The organism is Enterobacter cloacae complex sp. IR5418 (genome assembly GCF_049238105.1).
In the GTDB taxonomy this organism is placed as follows: Bacteria; Pseudomonadota; Gammaproteobacteria; order Enterobacterales; family Enterobacteriaceae; genus Enterobacter; species Enterobacter hormaechei.
Genome location: NZ_JBMKHS010000021.1, coordinates 1 through 20,630 on the forward strand (window position 1 = coordinate 1; position 20,630 = coordinate 20,630).

Annotated in this window: 11 protein-coding genes and 1 pseudogene; 2 read left to right on the plus strand and 10 right to left on the minus strand. The window is 58.8% G+C overall.

The window, feature by feature from the left end; translation table 11 throughout:
• Window positions 1-99 precede the first annotated feature (99 nt).
• The 9 genes from yegS to yegD all read right to left on the minus strand — a co-directional run bounded on the left by yegS (window position 100) and on the right by yegD (window position 15,285).
• Complete coding sequence (gene yegS / locus ACOTX7_RS16055) at window positions 100-999, minus strand: lipid kinase YegS (RefSeq protein ID WP_221256224.1); 900 nt, start codon at window positions 997-999, stop codon at window positions 100-102.
• A 248-nt stretch (window positions 1,000-1,247) separates the two neighbouring features.
• On the minus strand, window positions 1,248-2,609 hold the full coding sequence (gene yegQ, locus ACOTX7_RS16060) for a tRNA 5-hydroxyuridine modification protein YegQ (RefSeq protein WP_006811260.1): 1,362 nt from the start codon (window positions 2,607-2,609) through the stop codon (window positions 1,248-1,250).
• 207 nt (window positions 2,610-2,816) lie between these two features.
• Window positions 2,817-3,539 carry a two-component system response regulator BaeR gene (gene baeR / locus ACOTX7_RS16065; protein ID WP_006811259.1) on the minus strand — a complete coding sequence of 241 codons (723 nt, stop codon included), beginning with the start codon at window positions 3,537-3,539 and terminating at the stop codon, window positions 2,817-2,819.
• Window positions 3,536-4,939, minus strand: coding sequence for a two-component system sensor histidine kinase BaeS (gene baeS / locus ACOTX7_RS16070; RefSeq protein WP_221256223.1), 1,404 nt, complete (start codon window positions 4,937-4,939; stop codon window positions 3,536-3,538). Before baeS ends, baeR begins: the two co-directional genes overlap by 4 nt.
• Window positions 4,936-6,351 (minus strand): MFS transporter, encoded by a 1,416-nt coding sequence (locus tag ACOTX7_RS16075; protein ID WP_221256222.1) that lies wholly within the window; start codon window positions 6,349-6,351, stop codon window positions 4,936-4,938. Before ACOTX7_RS16075 ends, baeS begins: the two co-directional genes overlap by 4 nt.
• Window positions 6,352-9,429: a multidrug efflux RND transporter permease subunit MdtC gene (gene mdtC, locus ACOTX7_RS16080; RefSeq protein WP_221256221.1), complete on the minus strand. Its 3,078-nt coding sequence runs from the start codon at window positions 9,427-9,429 to the stop codon at window positions 6,352-6,354. It lies immediately after the preceding gene.
• Entirely contained in the window at window positions 9,430-12,552 is a 3,123-nt protein-coding gene (locus ACOTX7_RS16085; RefSeq protein ID WP_221256220.1) for an MdtB/MuxB family multidrug efflux RND transporter permease subunit, read from the minus strand.
• On the minus strand, window positions 12,552-13,754 hold the full coding sequence (locus tag ACOTX7_RS16090; RefSeq protein WP_047354481.1) for an MdtA/MuxA family multidrug efflux RND transporter periplasmic adaptor subunit: 1,203 nt from the start codon (window positions 13,752-13,754) through the stop codon (window positions 12,552-12,554). The genes ACOTX7_RS16085 and ACOTX7_RS16090 overlap by 1 nt, the downstream gene beginning before the upstream one ends.
• Window positions 13,755-13,932: 178 nt before the next feature.
• On the minus strand, window positions 13,933-15,285 hold the full coding sequence (gene yegD / locus ACOTX7_RS16095; protein ID WP_221812910.1) for a molecular chaperone: 1,353 nt from the start codon (window positions 15,283-15,285) through the stop codon (window positions 13,933-13,935).
• A gap of 130 nt (window positions 15,286-15,415) precedes the next feature.
• Between yegD and alkA the strand changes: the two genes are divergently transcribed.
• Complete coding sequence (gene alkA, locus ACOTX7_RS16100; RefSeq protein WP_006811252.1) at window positions 15,416-16,288, plus strand: DNA-3-methyladenine glycosylase 2; 873 nt, start codon at window positions 15,416-15,418, stop codon at window positions 16,286-16,288.
• On the opposite strand, the pseudogene ACOTX7_RS16105 reads toward alkA, so the two are convergent.
• Window positions 16,253-19,582 (minus strand): annotated as a pseudogene (locus ACOTX7_RS16105) (diguanylate cyclase). The gene alkA and the pseudogene ACOTX7_RS16105 overlap by 36 nt on opposite strands.
• Before the next feature lie 342 nt (window positions 19,583-19,924).
• Here ACOTX7_RS16105 and udk point away from each other — a divergent pair.
• A complete protein-coding gene (gene udk / locus ACOTX7_RS16110) occupies window positions 19,925-20,566 on the plus strand; it encodes a uridine kinase (RefSeq protein WP_000130320.1) in 642 nt (213 codons plus the stop codon).
• The last annotated feature ends 64 nt before the right edge of the window (window positions 20,567-20,630 follow it).

Genomic DNA, 20,630 nt, shown 5'->3' on the forward strand with positions numbered 1-20,630 from the left:
CATCGTTCATTCTGAAAGTCGCTTTATTGCTTCAGCTTAAAAATTACTGGGGATCCCTCTACCGGTGGGAGAGGCCATTATCGCGCACTCTGTAAAACATCAGCGCAACAGCACGCAGTCCGGCGGCAACCGGCACTCCAACGCGCCGGGTAACACTTCGATACGGAATCGCTTACCGCTGAGCGGCTCCCCGTCGAGGTTAAAGGTCATGCCGTGTGGGGCGATCACTTCAAACCACGCGGATTTGCCGTCGATAATATTCGGGCTCTCCTCTGGCTGCGTCAGCGTCGTAAACAGCGCGGGCAGCAGCCCGTCGCCGGTAAAAATGCGCAGCTGTAGCTGACCGTCATTAATCAGCGCTTCCGGGCAAAGCTGCTGTCCGCCGCCTGCCTGACGCCCATTGCCGATACCAATCACCAGCGCGTCGCCCTGCCAGTGGAAGTTTTCACCGAGGATTTCACAGCTGTCGGGCTTGAGGGTGTCCATGCGCATCAGGCCGTGAATGAGATACGAGACGCCACCCAGCGCGGCTTTCAGTTTTTCTGGCGTTTCGCTGGTGATCCGCGTACCGAAGCCCCCCGTCGCCATATTGATAAAGCAGGTTCTTTCATTCACCTGTGCAATATCAACGGCGGTCGCTTTTCCGAGGATAGCCAGTTGCAGCGCTTTCCCTAAATCCTCAGGTATGCCTGCGCTGGTGGCAAAATCATTGGCAGTACCGAGCGGTAAAATGCCCATCACCGGGCGATGTGCTGTGTTGAGGTCAATAAGCGCGCCAGCGATCTCGTTGATTGTTCCGTCGCCGCCGCCGGAAATGATGGTCTCAGCGCCTAACCTGATGCCTTCGTCGATATAGCGTGCCGCATCGCCTTTTTCAAAAGTCACCCTCACGTGAATGCGCGCGCCATCTTCACGCAATTCGGTAATCGCCTGGCGCAACAAATCGTTGCCTGCACTTTTGCCATTGAGAATTAATAAACTGTCTGGATAGGTTGCCATCCGGGTTGCTCCCTTTTTTTACTATAAAAAGAGTGTATCCCAGAGAAGGAAAAAGCGGGTAAGAACAGGATGAAAGGCAAAAAATAAGCCCGCGTAAGGGAGATTACGCAGGCTAAGGAGGTGGTTCCTGGTACAGCTAGCATTTATGGGTTATGTTTTTCAGCGGGGGGATAATACCCGTATTGAACGAAGCGGTATGTGATCCGATTCTAAGAATTATCCCAGCGTGAAAAAATCCCGTTGATTGACTATTTGCTGTGTGGATTTCGGGTGTTTTCACCTTCAAAATTACGCATCAGCAGTGCAAACTCCAGCTCCACCTCTTCAGGAACCGGCAGCCAGACCACATGGCCATCGCCAGGTGCGACCTCAATCGCTTCACCTTTTTTGTTTTCCAGGTGCTCAAGACGGAAGTTCATGTTGCCCTGCGGCGTCATCAGCTCCAGGCTGTCACCTTTTGTGAATTTGTTTTTTACGGCGACGGCGGCCAGTGGACCTTTACGTTCACCGGTGAAGTCACCTACAAACTGCTGGCGTTCAGAAATGGAATAGCCATGCTCGTAGTTCTGGTAGTCGTCGTGGGTGTGACGACGCAGGAAGCCTTCGGTATAGCCGCGATGCGCCAGGCCTTCCAGCGTTTCCAGCAGGCTGGTATCGAACGGTTTACCGGCAGCGGCATCGTCGATGGCTTTGCGATACACCTGTGCGGTACGGGCGCAGTAGTAGTAAGACTTGGTGCGGCCTTCGATTTTCAGGGAGTGCACGCCCATCTGCGTCAGACGCTCCACGTGCGCGACGGCGCGCAGATCTTTGGAGTTCATGATGTAGGTGCCGTGCTCGTCTTCAAAGGCGGTCATGTACTCGCCCGGACGTTTGGCTTCTTCGATCATAAACACGCTGTCGGTAGGCGCGCCGATACCCAGCGTTGGCTCAACGTTGGTGACCGGGATCGGCTCGTGTTTGTGCACGATGTTGCCGATGTCATCCTCTTTGCCTTCCTGAACGTTATATTCCCAGCGGCAGGCGTTGGTGCAGGTGCCCTGGTTCGGGTCACGCTTGTTGATGTAGCCAGAGAGCAGGCAGCGCCCGGAGTAGGCCATGCACAGCGCACCGTGGACGAAGATTTCGATCTCCATATCCGGCACCTGGGTGCGGATCTCTTCGATCTCTTCGAGAGACAGCTCGCGGGAAAGAATGACGCGGGTCAGCCCCATCTGTTTCCAGAATTTCACCGTCGCCCAGTTAACGGCGTTGGCCTGCACCGAGAGGTGAATATCCATCTCCGGGAAGTTCTCCCGAACCAGCATGATTAAACCGGGGTCCGACATGATCAGCGCGTCCGGCCCCATATCCACCACCGGCTTCAGGTCACGAATGAACGTTTTCAGCTTGGCGTTGTGCGGCGCGATATTCACCACCACGTAGAATTTTTTGCCCAGAGCATGCGCTTCGTTGATGCCGAGCTGAAGATTCTCGTGGTTGAATTCGTTGTTACGCACGCGCAGCGAGTAGCGCGGCTGGCCCGCGTAGACGGCGTCGGCGCCATAGGCGAAAGCGTAACGCATATTTTGCAGCGTTCCCGCCGGGGAAAGGAGTTCCGGTTTAAACATGTTTGTTCTCGTTCTGATGACAGGTCAGATCCGCGTGCACCAGGTGCAGCGGTAAGGGGAGATCCCCCACTTTAAGGGCGGGCATTGTAGCGCTGCGGGGAAGAGAGGTAAAGCTTTGCCCCTCACCCTAACCCTCTCCCCAAAGGGGAGAGGGGACTCAAACACCCTCTCCCCTTTGGGGAGAGGGCAGGGTGAGGGGGTGTTTATTTAGGCAATCCTGCACGCATCCGCTTCCCAGCGATACCCCACGCCGTACACCGCGCGAATAAACGACTGGTCGGCGTCCAGCGCCTCCAGCTTGCGGCGCAGGTTTTTGATGTGGCTGTCGATGGTGCGGTCGGTCACCACGCGGTAATCGTCATACAGATGGTTAAGCAGTTGTTCACGGGAAAACACTTTCCCCGGCTCGTGGGAGAGCGTTTTCAGCAGGCGGAACTCCGCAGGGGTGAGATCCAGCAGTTTGCTGCGCCAGCTTGCCTGGAAGCGGCTTTCGTCAACGACCAGCGGGCTTTCGGCGTCCAGCACCTGAAGCTCGCGCTGCGGCTTACAGCGGCGGAGGATCGTTTTCACGCGCGCGACCACCTCCCGCGGGCTGTATGGCTTGCAGATGTAATCGTCGGCGCCGATTTCAAGCCCCAGCAGACGGTCGATCTCTTCGATTTTGGCCGTCACCATCACAATGGGCACATCGGAGAAACGACGAATTTCACGGCACAGGGACAGGCCGTCGGTACCCGGCAGCATCAGATCCAGCAGGATCAGATCCGGCGGCGTCTGGCGCACGTAGGGCAACACCTGGTCGCCGTGGCTGATAAGCGTTGGCGCATAGCTCGCGGCGCGCAAATAGTCGATCAGCAGTTGCCCCAGTTTAGGCTCGTCTTCCACGATCAAAATGCGCGGTGTGTTGTCGTCAATCGGTAACTCGGTCATGCTTCCCTCGATAAATCCCGTTCCAGAGGTAACTCTACTGTAATGCTTACCCCGCCAAAAGGCGAATGGGCGGCGCGGATGGTGCCCCCGTGGGCTTCCACAATGTTAACGCATATCGCCAGCCCAAGGCCGGAACCGCCGCTGGCGCGATTGCGTGAACCTTCGGTGCGATAGAAGCGTTCAAACAGTTTTTCCAGCTGCGCATCCTTCACGCCAGGGACGGAGTCCGCAAAGGTCAGGGCAAAGCGCCCGTTTTCCTGTTTGCCGGAGATATGCAGCGCGCCGCCGCCGTCGGTGTAGCGAAGGCTGTTCTCCAGCAGATTATTGAACAGCTGCATCAGGCGATCCCTGTCGCCAAATACCACCGCGCTGTCCGGCAGCGAGAGGTTGATTTTCAGGTCACGGCTGGCGAAGCGCTCGCGGAACGCGCCGGTCACGACTTCAAGGATATTGATCACATCGATAGGGGCTTTCTGGTAAGCCAGGGCGCCTTCGTCGGACATGGAAAGCTGATGCAGATCGTCCACCAGCTTGGTCAGCGTGCCGACTTCCGCCTGCAACGAGGCCACGGACTCGGGGGTGAACTGCCGCACGCCGTCCTGAATCGCCTCCAGCTCGCCGCGCAGCACCGCCAGCGGGGTGCGCAGCTCGTGCGAAATGTCCGCCATAAAGTCCCGGCGCATCTGCTGGTTTTTTTCCAGCGTGCTGGCGAGCTGGTTGAAGTCCTGCGCCAGCTTGCCCAGTTCATCCTGGCTGCGGGTGTCCACGCGGGTCGAGAAATCACCCGCCGCCAGCTTGTGTGTGCCTTCCACCAGGCGCTTAACCGGTGCCAGCAGGCCACGCGCCAGCGGGAAGGTGGCGAGCGCCGCAAGCAGGGTAGAAAGCGCGACAATCAGCCAGCTGGTTTGCCGCTGCTGGCGGTCAAAGTTGATGTCGGTGTTGCGCGTCAGGCGCTCGACCGGCGAGGCAATTACCCAGCCTACCGTTGCGCCGTTCGAGGTAATGGCGCGCTTTGTGCCATCCGGCGGTACCGGTGAGCGTGGGCCAACGAGCACGCGCATCTCCTGGTCAATCACCCAGAACTGGGTGCGCCAGCCGTGCGGCGGCATGCCCGGCCCCGGGCGGTCGTCGTCGTTATCGTGCTCCAGCGAACGCAGGATTTGAAAAATAAAACGGTCGTTGTTGCGCAGAAAACGCCAGTTACCGTGCAGGCTGTACTGCTCGCCCAGCGCGTCGCTTAAGCCCTGTAAACGCTGTTCGTTACCGTGTTTGATGTAGTCAATAAAGCCCCGCTCAAAGCTGACCCGCACCGCCCAGTGCATGGTAATCAGCAAGACGATACAGGTGGCGAAAATCGCCACAAAAAGCTTGCCGGTGATCCCCGGACGCCAGAATTTCATGGTGCACTCCTTTTGCCGCGTCGGATCACGACGTTTTTGGTCGTGTCATTCGGTACTCTGGCAAAGATAAAAGCGGGCATGGCGATAATTACCGCCATGCTGAGGTAAGTGTATAAAAAGACCTGATGCGCGACGGGGGTGTCGGCGCTGAGATGGTGCTGACCGTACATGCCGAGCAGCAAACCGGCCACCGTGACCCCCACGCTCATGGAGAGTTGCATGATCATCGACAGTAGGCTGTTACCGCTGCTCGCCAGCTCGTCCGGCAGATCTTTTAGCGTCAGGGTGTTCATCGACGAGAAGCGCATGGAGTTGATAATCCCCTGGCAGAACAGCACCAGCGGCAGGATGTAGTACCAGCCCAGCAGCGCCACAGCCATAAACAGCAGGCAGACCAGCGCCAGCCCGAGCGTGGCGGCCACCAGCACCCGGCGATAGCCAAAGCGGTTCACCACCTGCACCACAATACGCTTCATCCCCATGCTGCCGAGCACCATCGGGATCATCATTAACCCGGCGTGGAACGGCGAGAAGCCCATCCCAATCTGTAAAAATACCGGCGTCATAAACGGCAACATGCCGCTGCCGATGCGTCCGGCAAAGCTACCGATAAGACCAAGACGGTAGGTGGGGTTCCTGAACAAATTCAGGCTGAACAGCGCGTTTTCGTTGCCTCTGGCATGCCACAGATACCAGAGGATCGCGGTGATCCCCAGTGCCACCAGCAGGGCGAGCGACAGGGAGGAGATCCCCAGCCCTTTTTGCCCGTCGAGCGCCAGGGTGAGCGTCGCCATGCCAGCCGCCAGCAGGATAAAGCCAACGACATCAAAGCGCCGGGTCTGCATTTTATAGTTCGGCATCAGCGTCAGGGTGGCAATCGCGCCGATAATACCGACCGGCAGGTTGATCAGGAAGATCCAGTGCCAGGAGGCATACTCCACCAGAATACCGCCCAGCGCCGGGCCAAGCAGCGGGCCGACCTGACCGGGCAGGGTGACGAAGGTCATCGCCGCCATGTACTGCGCGCGCGGAACAATTTTCATCACCGTGAGTCGCCCGACGGGCACCATCATCGCGCCGCCGACGCCCTGTAGCACGCGCGCCATCACCAGCTGGTCGAGGGTATTGGCCTGGGCACAAAACAGCGACCCGGTGGTAAACAGCACAATGGCAGTGAAGAAAATATTCCGCACGCCGACCTTATCCGCCAGCCAGCCGCTGGCAGGCAGCATCACGGCGACCGTCAGCACGTAGGCGACAATCACCATATGCATGTGCAGCGGACTCTCCCCCAGGCTTTTCGCCATTGAGGGGAGGGCGGTGTTCACGATGGTCGTGTCCAGCGACTGCATAAAGAAGCCGAACGCGACGATCCACAATTGCCAGCGAACGTTACTGGGTAGGTCGGTCATTTACTCGGTCACCGTGGTTCTCTTATTACGCGAAAAACGCAGCCGCAGTCGGTCAAAGAACAGATAGACTACCGGCGTGGTGTAGAGCGTCAGCAGCTGGCTCATCACCAGACCACCGACAATCGTGATCCCCAGCGGCTGGCGCAGTTCCGAACCATCGCCGCCGGACATGACCAGCGGCAGCGCGCCAAACAGTGCGGCCAGGGTGGTCATCATGATCGGGCGAAAACGCAGCAGACAGGCCTGGAATATCGCCTCGTCCGGCGTCAGGTTGCCGTTGCGCTGGGCGTCCAGGGCGAAGTCGACCATCATAATCGCGTTTTTCTTCACGATGCCTATTAATAGCATGATCCCGATGAGCGCGATGAGGCTGAATGGGGCACCGAATAGCTCCAGCGCCAGCAGCGCCCCCACGCCCGCAGAAGGCAGCGTGGAGAGGATGGTCAACGGATGCACGTAGCTTTCATACAACACGCCCAGTACGATATAGACCGTCGCAATGGCCGCCAGAATCAAAATGACCTGCGAGTTCATGGTGTCCTGGAACACCTGCGCCGTACCGGCAAAACTGCCGCGCACGGAGGAGGGCACCCCGAGCTGGGTCATGGCGCGGTTGATGGCATCACTCGCCTCAGACAGCGACGAACCGGTTGGCAGGTTAAACGACACGGTCGAGGCGGCAGAAAGCCCCTGGTGATTCACCGACAGCGGCGCGTTCGACGGCTGCCAGCTGGCGAAGTACGACAGCGGGATGGCCTTGCCGTCATTATTAATCACAAACATCTTGTCCAGCGCGCTGATGTCCTGGGTGTAGCGCGGATCGACCTCCATCACCACCTTGTACTGGTTCATCGGCTGATAGATGGTGGAAACTTCACGCTGGCCGAAGGCGTTGTTAAGCAGGCTGTTGGCCGCTTCAACGTTGATGCCCAGCCGCGACATGGTTTCACGATCGTAGGTGAGCGCCATCTCCGCGCCGTTGTTCTGGCTGTCGGAGTTCACGTCCGCCAGCTGCGGCAGCGCGGCCAGCGCTTTGCGTATCTTCGGCTCCCACTCGCGCAGGGCGGCTAAATCGTCCGAGAGCAGGGTGTACTGATAGCTGGCGTTAGCCTGTCGCCCCCCGACGCGGATATCCTGAACGGCCATCAAAAACAGATTCGCCCCCGGCTCTTTGGCAAGCTTCACCCGCAGGCGGTCAATGATCTGCTGCGCCGTTTCATGACGTTCATCGCGCGGCTTGAGGGTAATAAACATCATCCCGCTGTTAACGCGCGAGCCGCCAGTAAAGCCGGTCACGTTATCCACGGCCGGATCTTCCCGGATGATTTTCATAAAGTCTTGCAGTTTGCCGCGCATCGCCTGGAACGAAATACTCTGGTCTGCCTGAATACCGCCCATCAGCACGCCGGTATCCTGCTCCGGGAAGAAGGTTTTCGGGATGGTGATATACATCCAGACGTTGAGCACAATGGTGCCGATCAGCACCAACCCGACAAGACGCGTGTGGTTCAGCACCCACTTCAGCGATTTGCCGTAGCCTGCCTGCATCGCCATCAGGACGCGGCCAAAGCCTTTCCTGCGCGGCTGCGAGTGCGGTTGGCTGCGCTTTAGCATCCAGCCGCACATCATCGGCGTCAGCGTCAGCGAAATGACCAGTGAGATACCGATGGCGACGGAGAGCGTAACGGCAAATTCGCGCAGCAGTCGCCCCGGCAGGCCGCCCATCAGCAGCAGTGGCAGGAACACCGCCACCAGCGACAAGCTCATGGACAGGACCGTGAAGCCCACCTCGCGCGTCCCCTGAAGTGCCGCCTGGAGCGGCTTCATGCCCGCTTCCAGATGACGCGAGATATTTTCCAGCACCACGATGGCGTCATCCACCACAAAGCCGGTGGCAATCGTCAGCGCCATCAGCGACAGGTTGTTAAGGCTAAAGCCGCACAGGTACATGGCGGCAAAGGTGCCTATCAGCGATACCGGAACCGCCACCGCTGGGATCAGCGTGGCGCGCCCCGAGCGCAGGAACAGGAACACCACCAGGATCACCAGCGCGACGGAGATGATCAGCGTTTGCTCGACCTCCTCAAGCGAGGCGCGGATGGTGGGGGAGCGGTCCTGCGCAATCTGGAGGTCGATGGCCGCCGGAATCGTTTCCTGAAGCTCTGGCAGGCGCGCGCGGATGCTGTTTACCGTCTGGATGATGTTGGCTTCCGGCAGCTTGCGGATCATCAGCAAAATCGCGGGTTTGGCATTGGTCATCCCGGCGTTACGCACGTCCTGCACCGAGTCGGTGACACTGGCGACGTCGCTCAGGCGCACCGCCGCGCCGTTATTGTAGTGAATAATTAACGGCTGATACTCGGCGGCGGTTTTCAGCTCGTCGTTGGTCTGGATCTGCCAGCGGTGGCTGTTGTCCTCAATGGCGCCCTGCGGTTTACGCACGTTGGCGTTGCTGATGGCGGATCGCACGTCGTCCAGCGACACGCCCTGATTAAACAGCGCCTGCGGATTTAGCCCCACGCGCACGGCGGGGAGGGAACTGCCGCCGACGTCCACGTCGCCCACGCCGTCGATCTGGGCGATGGTTTGCGCCAGCTGGGTGGAGGCAAAATCGTACAGTTCGCCCTGGGAGTAGGTCTCTGACGTAAGCGTCAGGATCATGATCGGCGCGTCGGACGGATTGGCCTTGCGGTAGGTTGGACGGCTCGGCATGCCGCTTGGCAGCAGGCTTTGCGCGGCATTAATCGCGGCCTGCACGTCACGCGCCGCGCCGTTGATATCCCGGTCGAAGTTGAATTCCAGAATGATGCGCGTGCTGCCCAGCGAGCTGCTGGAGGTCATCTCGTTCACCCCGGCAATTCGCCCAAGCGATCGTTCAAGCGGCGTCGCCACCGATGACGCCATGGTTTCCGGCGATGCCCCCGGCAGCGAGGCGCTGACCATGATCACCGGGAAATCGACCTGCGGCAGCGGGGCCACCGGCAGCAGCCGGAAACCCAGCACACCGCACAGGGTGATGGCGACGGAGAGTAAAATCGTCGCTACCGGACGGTAAATGAAGAGGGCAAAAAACTTCACTTACGCCTCCTCTTCACGTTTCGGGAAGCGGCTTTTCGTCCACAGGGCCAGACGGTCAAACAGCAGGTAGACAACCGGCGTGGTAAACAGCGTCAGCACCTGGCTCACCAGCAGGCCACCCACCATCCCGATCCCCAGCGGACGGCGCAGTTCGGCCCCCACGCCGGTGCTCAACATCAGCGGCAGCGCGCCTAACAGGGCGGCGAGGGTGGTCATCAGGATCGGACGAAAACGCAGCAGACAGGCCTGGAAAATGGCCTCGCGCGGCGCCATCCCCTGCTCGCGTTCGGCGGCCAGCGCAAAGTCGATCATCATAATGGCGTTTTTCTTCACGATCCCGATAAGCAGGATGATGCCGATAATGGCTATCACGTCCAGTTCGCTTCCCGCCAGCATCAGCGCCAGCAGCGCCCCCACGCCCGCCGTCGGCAGGGTGGAGAGAATAGTGATCGGATGGATAAAGCTTTCATACAGCACGCCAAGCACGATATACATCGCTACCACCGCCGCAACAATCAGCCAGACGGTGCTCCCCAGCGCGGCCTGGAACGCCAGCGTACTGCCCTGGAACTGGGTCTGAATATCGGACGGGAAGCTAAGTTCTTTCTCCGCGCCCAGAATGGCCTCCACCGCTTCGCCCAGGGAATACCCGTCCGGCACGTTGAAGGAAATGGTGGTGGACGAGAACTGATCGAGATGGTTAATCGACAGCGGGGTGTGACGCTCTTCCACGCTGGCAATGGCGCTGAGCGGCACAATACCGCCGTCTTTGCTGGTCAGGCGTACCGAGTCCAGCGCCGCCAGACCGGGGGTGTTTTCGGTGTTATGTTCCAGCACCACGCGATACTGGTTTGCCTGGGTGTAAATGGTGGAGATCAGGCGCTGGCCAAAGGCGTTATACAGCGCGTTATCCACGTCGGACATGGTAATACCCAGACGGCTGGCGGTGTCGCGGTTGACGTTCACGTATGCCGCCAGCCCTTTATCCTGCCAGTCGCTGCTGACGTCAGAAACCTGCGGCAGCGCTTTCAGCTTATCCACCAACTGCGGCACCCAGGTGCTCAGCGCCTCAAGCGTGGTGGCCTGGAGCGTAAACTGGTACTGCGTGCGGCTGACCTGCGTATCAATGGTTAAATCCTGAATCGGTTGCAGATACAGCTCAATGCCCGGCACGCGCGCCACCGCGCTTTGCAGACGCTCAATCACCGTGTTGACGCGATCGTCGCGGTCATCAAGCGGTTTGAGGTTAATTTGCAGGCGCGCGCTGTTCAGGGACGGGTTGGTGCCGTCCACGCCCACGTAGGCCGTCAGGCTTTCCACCGCCGGATCTTTCATGATGATCTCTGACACCTGCTGCTGGCGCTGCGCCATGTTGGCGAAGGAGACCGTCTGCGGGGCCTGAAGTGTGCCCTGAATAATGCCGTTGTCCTGAATCGGGAAGAAGCCTTTCGGAATGAATATCCACAGCATCACGCTGAGCGCCAGGGTGCCGAGCGCCACGCCGAGAGTTGCCCACGGATGGTTCAGGACTTTCGCCAGCACGCGGCCATAGGCGGCAATAATGCGCTCGAACATCCGCTCGGAGGCGCGCGAGAAGCGGTTTTGCTTGCGCAAAGATTCGTGGCTCAGCATGCGGGCGCACATCATCGGCGTGAGCGTCAGCGACACCACGGCGGAGATCAGAATGGCGACCGCCAGCGTCACGGCAAACTCGCGGAACAGCCGCCCGACGATATCGCCCATAAACAGCAGCGGGATCAGCACCGCAATCAGCGAGAAGGTCAGTGAGATAATGGTAAAGCCGATCTCCCCTGCGCCCTTCAGCGCGGCGGCCAGCGGCTTTTCGCCTTTCTCGATATAGCGCGAGATGTTCTCGATAACGACGATGGCATCATCCACCACGAACCCGGTGGCGATGGTGAGCGCCATCAGCGTCAGGTTGTTGATCGAGAAATCAAGGAACACCATCACCGCAAAGGTGCCGACCAGCGAGAGCGGCACGGCAACGGCGGGAATAATGGTTGCCGGGACGTTGCGCAGGAACAGGTAGATGATCATCACCACCAGCGCAATCGCCAGCATCAGCTCGAACTGGGTGTCGGTCACCGACGCGCGAATATTCGTGGTGCGGTCAGAGAGCACTTTCACGCTGACCGATTTTGGCAGGCTTTCCACCAGCTGCGGCAGCATGGTGCGAATGCTGTCGGCGGTATCAATGATGTTCGCGCCCGGCTGGCGCTGAACGTTCATGACAATCGCCTGCTGCTTGTTGGCCCACGCCCCGAGCCAGCTGTTTTCCGCCCCTTGTTCGACGGTTGCCACGTCGCCCAGGCGGATCGGCGCGCCGTTCTGGTAGGCGATAATCAGCTGACGGTACTCATCGGCGGACTGCATCTGGTCGTTGGCGGAGAGCGTGACCGCGCGGGTCGGGCCGTCCAGCGAGCCTTTCGCGGAGTTGACGTTGGCGCTGCTGATGGCGGTGCGAATGGTTTCACTGGTTAACCCCAGCGCGGCAATGGCCTGGGCATTCAGTTTGACGCGAACGGCGGGGCGTTGACCGCCTGCCAGCGTCACCAGCCCCACGCCGGTCACCTGCGAAATCTTCTGCGCCACGCGGGTTTCAACCATGTCTTCCACCTGGGTCATCGGCATGGCGGAGGAGGTGACGGCAAGGGTCATGATCGGCGGATCCGCCGGGTTGACCTTGCTGTAAACCGGCGGGTTAGGCAGGTCAGACGGCAGCAGGTTCGTGGCGGCGTTAATCGCGGCCTGCACCTCCTGTTCAGCGACGTCCAGCGACAGCGTGAGCTGGAACTGAAGCGTGACGACCGAGGCGCCGCCGGAACTTTGGGAGGACATCTGCTTCAGGCCAGACATCTGGCCAAACTGACGCTCCAGCGGGGCGGTGATGGCGGACGTGACCACATCCGGACTGGCGCCCGGATAGAGGGTGACAACCTGGATGGTCGGATAGTCCACTTCCGGCAACGCCGACACGGGCAGAAAACGGTAGCCAATGATCCCGGCCAGCAGAATCGCCACCATCAACAGAGTCGTGGCAACCGGACGTAAAATAAACAGGCGTGATGGCCCACCTGTAGAGCTCGGCGGCATCACCTGCATCAGGCTTTTGCTCCTGTATTCTGCGCTTCCACCACCTCGACCTGCGCCCCTTCGGTCAGACGGTCAATACCGTCGGTGACGACGCGGTCGCCTGCGGACAGCCCGGCGCTGATTACCACCGTCTGGCTGTCCTGGATGCCGGTTTTCACCAGGTGTTTGCTGACCTTGTTTTCGCTGTTCAGCACCCAGACAAAGTTGCCTTCACTGCCCATTTGCAGGGCCGCCGTCGGGATCACCACCGCGTTTTCTTCGGTCGCGACCAGCATGCGCGCATTGACGAACTGATTCGGGAACAGGGCATCATCCTGATTGTTGAAGCGTGCTTTAAGCTTAATGGTGCCGGTGGTGGTGTCGATCTGGTTATCCAGGCTCAGCAGCGAACCTTCGCTCAGCTTCTGTTTGTTGGTGCGATCCCAGGCTTCAACCACCAGCGCTTTTCCGGCCTTCTGCGCCTGTACCACCGTCGCAATGTCGCTTTCCGGCAGGGTAAAGACGAGATCGATAGGGTGCGTCTGGGTGATCACCACGATGCCGGTGGTATCGCCGCTGGAGATTTGGTTGCCGATATCAACCTGTTTCAGGCCCACGCGGCCGTCAATCGGCGCGGTGATCCGGCTCCAGTCAAGCTGGAGCTGGGCGCTGGCGACCGCGGCTTCGTCGGCCTTGATGGTGCCCTGAGATTCACTCACCAGAGACTGCTGGGTGTCCAGTTCCTGACGCGACACGAGGTTGGTTTTTACCAGCTGCTGATAGCGAGCTAAATCGCGGCGGGCATTGGCGAGGGTGGCTTTGTCTTTCGCGAGCTGCCCCTGCGCCTGCGCCAGGGCCACCTTAAACTGGCTTGGGTCGATTTCCGCCAGCAGATCGCCGGCTTTCACCTGCTGCCCTTCCTGGAAGTGGATGGCCATCAGCTGACCGTCCACGCGGCTACGCACCGTCACGGTGTTGGCGGCGGTAATGGTTCCCAGCCCGGAGAGATAACGAGGCACCGCTTTAGTCACCGCTGTGGCTGCCTGCACCGGTGCCAGCGCACCGCCGCGCATGCCGTGACGCCCCCCGCCCGTTGGGCGTTGTGAGGCGCTGTTGGCGCCAGCAGGTGCCGTGGAGTTCGCGGACTGGCTGTGCCAGTACCAGGCGGCGGCAAGGGCCACCACAATCAGACCAACGGCGATTGCCCAGCGGAATTTGTTACTGCCTTTCATCGTTATAGGTTCTCATCCTGAAACTCTTTCGGGGAATGATACTAGTTTAGTCAGGTAACACAGCGGAAAAATGGAGGAAATATGGAAGACTGTCGGGAATTGTCTGAGTGTGGCGCAGCGGTTTTCACCCTCTCCCCATGGGAGAGGGCCGGGGTGAGGGCACCAGACCGCACCAACGCTAGCTAAACACCACCTGCGCCCAGCGCGCCAGCCCAGCCGTGACGGAGCCAAAGTCATCGCCACCGGCAATCGGGATCCCCGGCAGCTGTTCCGCCAGCGCTTTTTTGAGGAGCGGTGAACGGGCGCTACCGCCGGTCAGGTAAATCACGTCCGGTTTCTCTTTGCCGTTCTCCAGCGCCAGCTGTACCTGCTCCAGAATACGCTGTAGCGGCTGGGCCAGCGCCGCTTCCAGCCCTTCCTGCGTGATAGCCGTAGCCAGATCGTCACGGATAAACGGCAGCGAAACCGCATGCTCAGGACGATCGGAAAGGGCAATTTTGCTCTCTTCGGCAGTGCGCACCACGCGGTAGCTCAGACGCTGACGCCACACTTTATAGAGCAGTGCGACCTTCTCCGCATCCTGCGCATCACGCACCAGATCGTTGAGGAAACGGCCATTCGCGGTGCTGTAAAAATCACTCTGCGCCGGGACGTCGTTGATGGCAATCGCGTTCCACCACGGCAGGATCGGCAGGGCGATGCCTTTCTCGGTTTGACCGCCCATGCCGAGCAGCGGCATCAGGCTCTTGAACGCCAGGGCGATATCCAGATCGTTACCGCCCACGCGGCAGCCGCTGTGCCCCAGCAGACTGTTTTCACGATCGCGACGGTGATGCCACTGCGGACCCATCAGCAGCAATGAACAGTCCGTTGTGCCGCCGCCGATGTCCACCACCAGCACCCGTTTCTCTTCCGTCAGCGTGGCTTCAAAATCCAGCCCCGCCGCCACCGGCTCATACTGAAACACCACGTCACGGAAGCCAGCGCGGTGTGCTGCACGCTCAAGGATCCCCTGCGCCTGCTGGTTGGCTTCGTCGCCGCCCAGCCCCTGGAAGTTGATCGGGCGGCCAATCACCGCCTGAGTAATAGCCTCCGGCACCTGCGACTGCGCCTGATTGCGGATATGCAGCATCATCGCGCAGACCAGATCCTCAAACATCGCCACCTGCTGCGGCTTCAGGCCGCTGGCGCCGAGGAAGGATTTCGGGGATTTTACGAAGTAAACCTCTTCCGGGTCTTCAATGTACTGCCCGAGTGAGGAGAGGCCGAACTGCACGCTGGACGGCGTAACCTCAATATCTTCTTCACGGTTGAAACTGACCGCACGGCGCAGCAGCGCCTGGGTCTCCGCCGCCGTAGCCGGAACCTGATGGTGGCGGAACAGCCACTCGCTCACCGCTTCACGCGTGGGCGCACAGAGCATTGACGGCAGCAGCGTACTGCCGTTTTCCATTTTCAGGAGCTGCGGTTGTCCGTTTTGCATTATCGCAACCGAGCAGTTTGCGGTGCCGTAGTCGAATCCAATAAACACAATAAATCCCCATGCCGGTGAGAAGGGGCGAGACTTTAGCGAAATGTCTGCCAGGCGACAACAGGAATATGAAAGCAAGGCGTAACGCGATCTTTCGGTTTATGCTGAGGTAAAGACAAAAGGAGAGACGATGTACACCCTGAACTGGCAACCGCCTTACGACTGGTCGTGGATGTTTGGCTTTCTTGCCGCACGTGCGGTCGCGGGGGTTGAAACCGTCACGGAGGATTACTACGAGCGCAGTTTTGGCTATGCCGGGCACCGGGGCGTTTTCCGGGTTACGCCAGACAGCGCAACCCCTACGCTGGCGGTGTCGCTAAGCCCTGGCCTGATCCCGGTAGCGGATATCTGCCTGGACCGCATCGCCCGCCTGTTTGACCTCGATTGCGACCCGCTGCACATTGCGCGTACCCTGGGCGATCTCGGCGCGGCGCGGCCGGGGTTACGTTTGCCGGGCGCGATGGATGCATACGAGCAGGGTGTGCGCGCCATTCTCGGGCAACTGGTGAGCGTGGCGATGGCGGCAAAACTGGCGTCACGGGTGGTGGCGCTGTGCGGTGAACCCATTGAGGATGCGCCGGGCTACCTCTGCTTTCCGCCGCCAGAGGTACTGGCCGCGGCGGATCCGCTGGCGTTAAAAGCCCTCGGGATGCCGCTCAGGCGTGCGGAGTCGTTGATTCACCTGGCGCAGTCGGTGGTGGACGGTGAATTCCCGCTGTTCCCGCCTGCGAACATTGAGGCCGGGATGAAGGCGTTACAGCAGCGCCCCGGCATCGGACGCTGGACCGCCAATTATCTGGCCCTGCGCGGCTGGCAGGCGAAGGATGTTTTTCTGCCGGATGATTATCTGATTAAGCAGCGCTTTGCCGGTATGACGCCCGCGCAGATCCGTCGCTATGCTGAGCGCTGGCAGCCGTGGCGCTCCTATGCGTTGTTACATATCTGGTACACCGACGGCTGGTCGCCGTCAGTTGATGGCGAAATAGCTGGTATTCAGCAGTAGATCCAGCGGCTGCGCTTCACCGATGGTATCGCCGTAAATAAAGTCAACGCCGATGCCCGACAGCGTATCCATCATGATCGACTGATGGCATGGCCCGGCTATGGTTTTTATGCCCAGACGTTGGGCGTGGCCCTGAATGATTGTCACCATCATCTCGTCCATCAGATTGCCGTGGACGTTGGTCACCACGTCTGCATCCAGCAGCAGATAATCCGCCGTGTGGGCGCTAAGCTGGCTGAAGACGTTCATATCGCGTCCGACGCGGGTTAACACCACGCGACAGCCAGCATGACGAAGCTTTTGCAGACCCTGCTGCACGTTTTCATCTTTATTGCTCAGCACATCGACGGCGATCGCCAGATGCAGCAGCCGCGCGGGCAGCGGGCCTTTGGTAATCAGGTCGAGCAGCTCATCCACCAGCGTGACGCTGGCTAAACCCGCTTCTGAAAGCGGCAGCGCGACGCCCATCCCTTTCGCCGCCACCTGTCTGGCATAGGTGCGGAAAAACTCGCTGAAAATACGCCGGTCAAGGGCGTGCAGTAGCTCTGCCTCCGCCAGCCCGGCGCGGAAGGCATGCTCCTCCAGCACTTCCCCCTGGCTGGTCCACAGCCGCAGGGAAATCAGCCAGAAGCTACTGCTCTCGGGAATGCGCGGTGAGGCGACGCTGCGGGCGATCATCAGCAGATGATTATCTTTAATCATGTGCCACTGTTCATCCAGCGACATCATGCTGCGCGTGCTGTGGATCCGCTCCTGCTGGGGTTCATAGACGGTAACCACGCCGCGCCCGCTGTTTTTCGAGGCGTAACAGGCGATATCGGCCTGAGACATCACTTCCGCAGCCTGATAATTGGTGTCGTCAATCAGCGTGATCCCTGCGCTTGCGCCAATCCGGTGCAGGCGTCCTTCCCAGGAAAAATGATAGTTGTTGATGGCGTCGATCAACCGGCCCGCAATATAGCGTGCGCTTTCGACGTTGCAGTCCGGCAGCAGCAGGCCAAACTCGTCGCCGCCCAGACGCGCCAGCACGTCGCTGGAGCGCAGCATGGTCAACATTAGCGAGGAGAGTTCGCGCAGGAGAGCATCGCCCGCCGCGTGGCCTGCCGTATCGTTCACCGCCTTAAAACGGTCAAGATCGATAAAGACCAGCGCGTGACGCTGATGGGTCTCCTGTACCGTCTGCAACAGACGCTTCAGATGGTTTTCAAAGCTGACGCGGTTCGCCAGGTGGGTCAGGGCGTCATGGGAGGCGCTGTAGCTCAGCTGGCGCAGCATTTTGCGCGACTCGGTCACGTCCTGTATCACCAGCACCGAGCCAATATTCTGTCCGTCCAGGGTGCTCAGCGGAGTAATGCTGTAGTGAATGTCGTAACTGCCGCCGTTCCGGCAGTTAAGCACCACATCCTGTTCGATATCGGTACGGGACATATCGCCGCTGTGGATGTTTTCCATTAACGGACCGTTCTCGCCGAAGGTAATGTGCAGCACCTTCAGAACGGGCTGACCCAGCGCTTCGCTTTGCGACCAGCCGCTCATCTTCTCGGCAACCGGGTTCATAAAGGTGATGTTCATGTCGATGTCGGTACACAGCACCGCTTCGCCGATGGAGTCGAGGGTGATATGCAGGCGCTCTTTTTCCTGGAACAGCGCCTCGTTCAGCTGCTTCACCTCGGTCATATCCATGTTGATCCCTAACAGCCGTTCCACCTCGCCCTGTTTGTTCAGCACCCGGTTCGCCAGCGAACGAATGTGGCGAATGCCATCCTTGACGCGAATGCGAAATTCCAGCTTGAAAGGCATTCTGGCCTGGAGTGACTCTCGCAGCACCTGTTCGGCATGCGTACGATCTTCAGGCACGATGGCGTCATGCCAGAGCGACCAGGTAGGCTTGATATGCGGGGGGATCTCGTACAGTTCAAACATCCGCTTATCCCAGCTGATCACGTCCGGCTCCAGATCCCACTCCCAAATTCCAATGCCACCGGCTTCGTTAGCGAGAGTAATGCGTTCCATCAGCCGCTTATTGACCCACTCGGTGTGTTTCAGGTCGTTGATGTCTTCAATCTGCGCAATAAAGTAGAGCGGCGTACCGTCGGCATGACGCACCACGGAGACGGCCAGCAGCGCCCAGACCACTTCGCCGCTGCGGGTGTAGTAGCGTTTTTCGAGGCTGTAGGTGTTGATCTCGCCGTTCACCAGTTGTTCCATCTGCTCCAGGTCGGTATTTAAATCCTCCGGCCAGGTCAACTGCTGGAACGTGAGCGCCTGGAGTTCAGACTGGCTGTAACCGAGGAAATTACACAGCGCCTTGTTGGCCTGAAGCCACTGGCCCTCAATGCCCACCAGCGCCATACCAATCGCGGAATATTCCATCGCATTACGAAAACGTTCTTCGCTTTCGGTGATGTGTTTACGCTCGGCCCGGAAGGCATACATCACCATCGTCATAATGTTGGCAGGTAGCAGCATCATCAGGAAGGGGAGCCACGGCGCGTTGAAGGTGACGATCATGCTCGAGGGCGTCATGGAGGCCGGGTTTCGCGCCATCATCAGGGACACCATCATGATGGTGAACAAAAATACCAGGAAGGCTTCCATACGCGGCAGGCGTACCGCGCTCCACATCAGCAGAACGATGATGCAGGTAAATGGCCACGGCAGCCAGGTGATTGCCGTCCAGCTCAGGACCAGCGTAATGACTAGCGTCACCAGCGTTTCCAGCAGCAGTTTCGGGTTGCGGTGCCGCAGCAGGTAGTGCGGCTTAAACAGTAAACCTAACGGCACCAGCGCCAGTGCGCCAATGGATTCTGAAAGTACCCAGAAAATAAAATTACGCAGCGGCTCTGCGCTCGGCACCAGAAAATGAACCAGAACGCCCCCCACCAGCGGAGGGAGCAGGGCACTGCCGATGGCTAGACGGACCCAGTCGTTGAGGTTTTGCAGCGGGTTATACCAGGGGAGTAGCTTGCGCAACAAAACTGCCCCAATTCCGGCCTCAATAATATTGATTGTGGTGTAGGTCAGGCTGATCGCGTCCCACGAGAAAAGCAGCTACGAGGCAAAAATATTGCCAAAAGAGCAGGCGAGCGCAATGCCGGGCCACATTTTTCCCGCGTGGCGGTAAAACGCCACCATCATAATGGAGGTCGGGAACCACAATGGCGCCAGCAGCGTACCGAAGCGAGTCAGCTCAAGGGAAAATAAGGTGAAGATGAACGTGACCAGACCCAGACAGACAAGCCGCAGTAAAGGATGTGGGGTAGTAACCAAAACCCGCTGGTATTGTTTATTCATTACCGCTCTATCCAGGGACGCCGTGTTGTCAGGAGCCAGGTCCGGACGCGTAAAATTAATACTTTGGTTTATGCTAGTACAAACATTTTACAATTCATATGCTGAGTGCTCAGATTTTGACTTCATAGACTTATAAAATAGTTACTCTGCGAAGAAGGGTGATGAAATGGCGAAAAACCGCGCGTAAAAATTTCGCTAAAGGCGTGAAACGGCGCTTTTCAGCCCGCCTCGCATAACCTGCGCATTCGACTGGTATCACGTCTCCGAAATCCCTATAATTGCCGCGTTTGACGCTCCGGCGTCGTCCTTCCTTACATCCAGGTTAATCAGGTCGCTAAATTTATGACTGATAAGTCTCATCAGTGCGTCATCATAGGCATCGCCGGCGCATCGGCTTCAGGTAAAAGTCTTATTGCCAGTACGCTTTATCGCGAACTGCGTGAACAAGTGGGTGATGAGCATATCGGTGTTATTCCCGAAGACAGCTATTACAAAGATCAATCCCATCTTTCGATGGAAGAGCGCGTAAAAACCAATTACGACCACCCCAGTGCGATGGATCACAGCCTGCTGTTCCAGCATCTGGAGGCGCTGAAGCGCGGCGAGGCGATTGAACTGCCCGTCTACAGCTATGTGGAACATACCCGCACCCAGGAAACGATCCGCATCGAGCCCAAAAAGGTGATCATCCTTGAAGGGATTTTGCTGCTCACCGACGCCCGTCTGCGCGAATCAATGAACTTCTCGATTTTCGTCGACACTCCGCTGGATATCTGCCTGATGCGTCGTATCAAACGCGACGTTAACGAACGCGGCCGCTCCATGGACTCCGTCATGGCGCAATATCAGAAAACCGTGCGTCCGATGTTCCTGCAATTTATTGAGCCTTCGAAACAATACGCCGATATTATCGTGCCTCGCGGCGGTAAAAACCGTATTGCCATTGATATCTTAAAAGCGAAAATCAGTCAGTTTTTTGAATAAGCCGTGTGAATTGTGTACCGTTCAGAGATAACCTGGTTTTGCCCTGACGCCGTAAGGCTTCAGG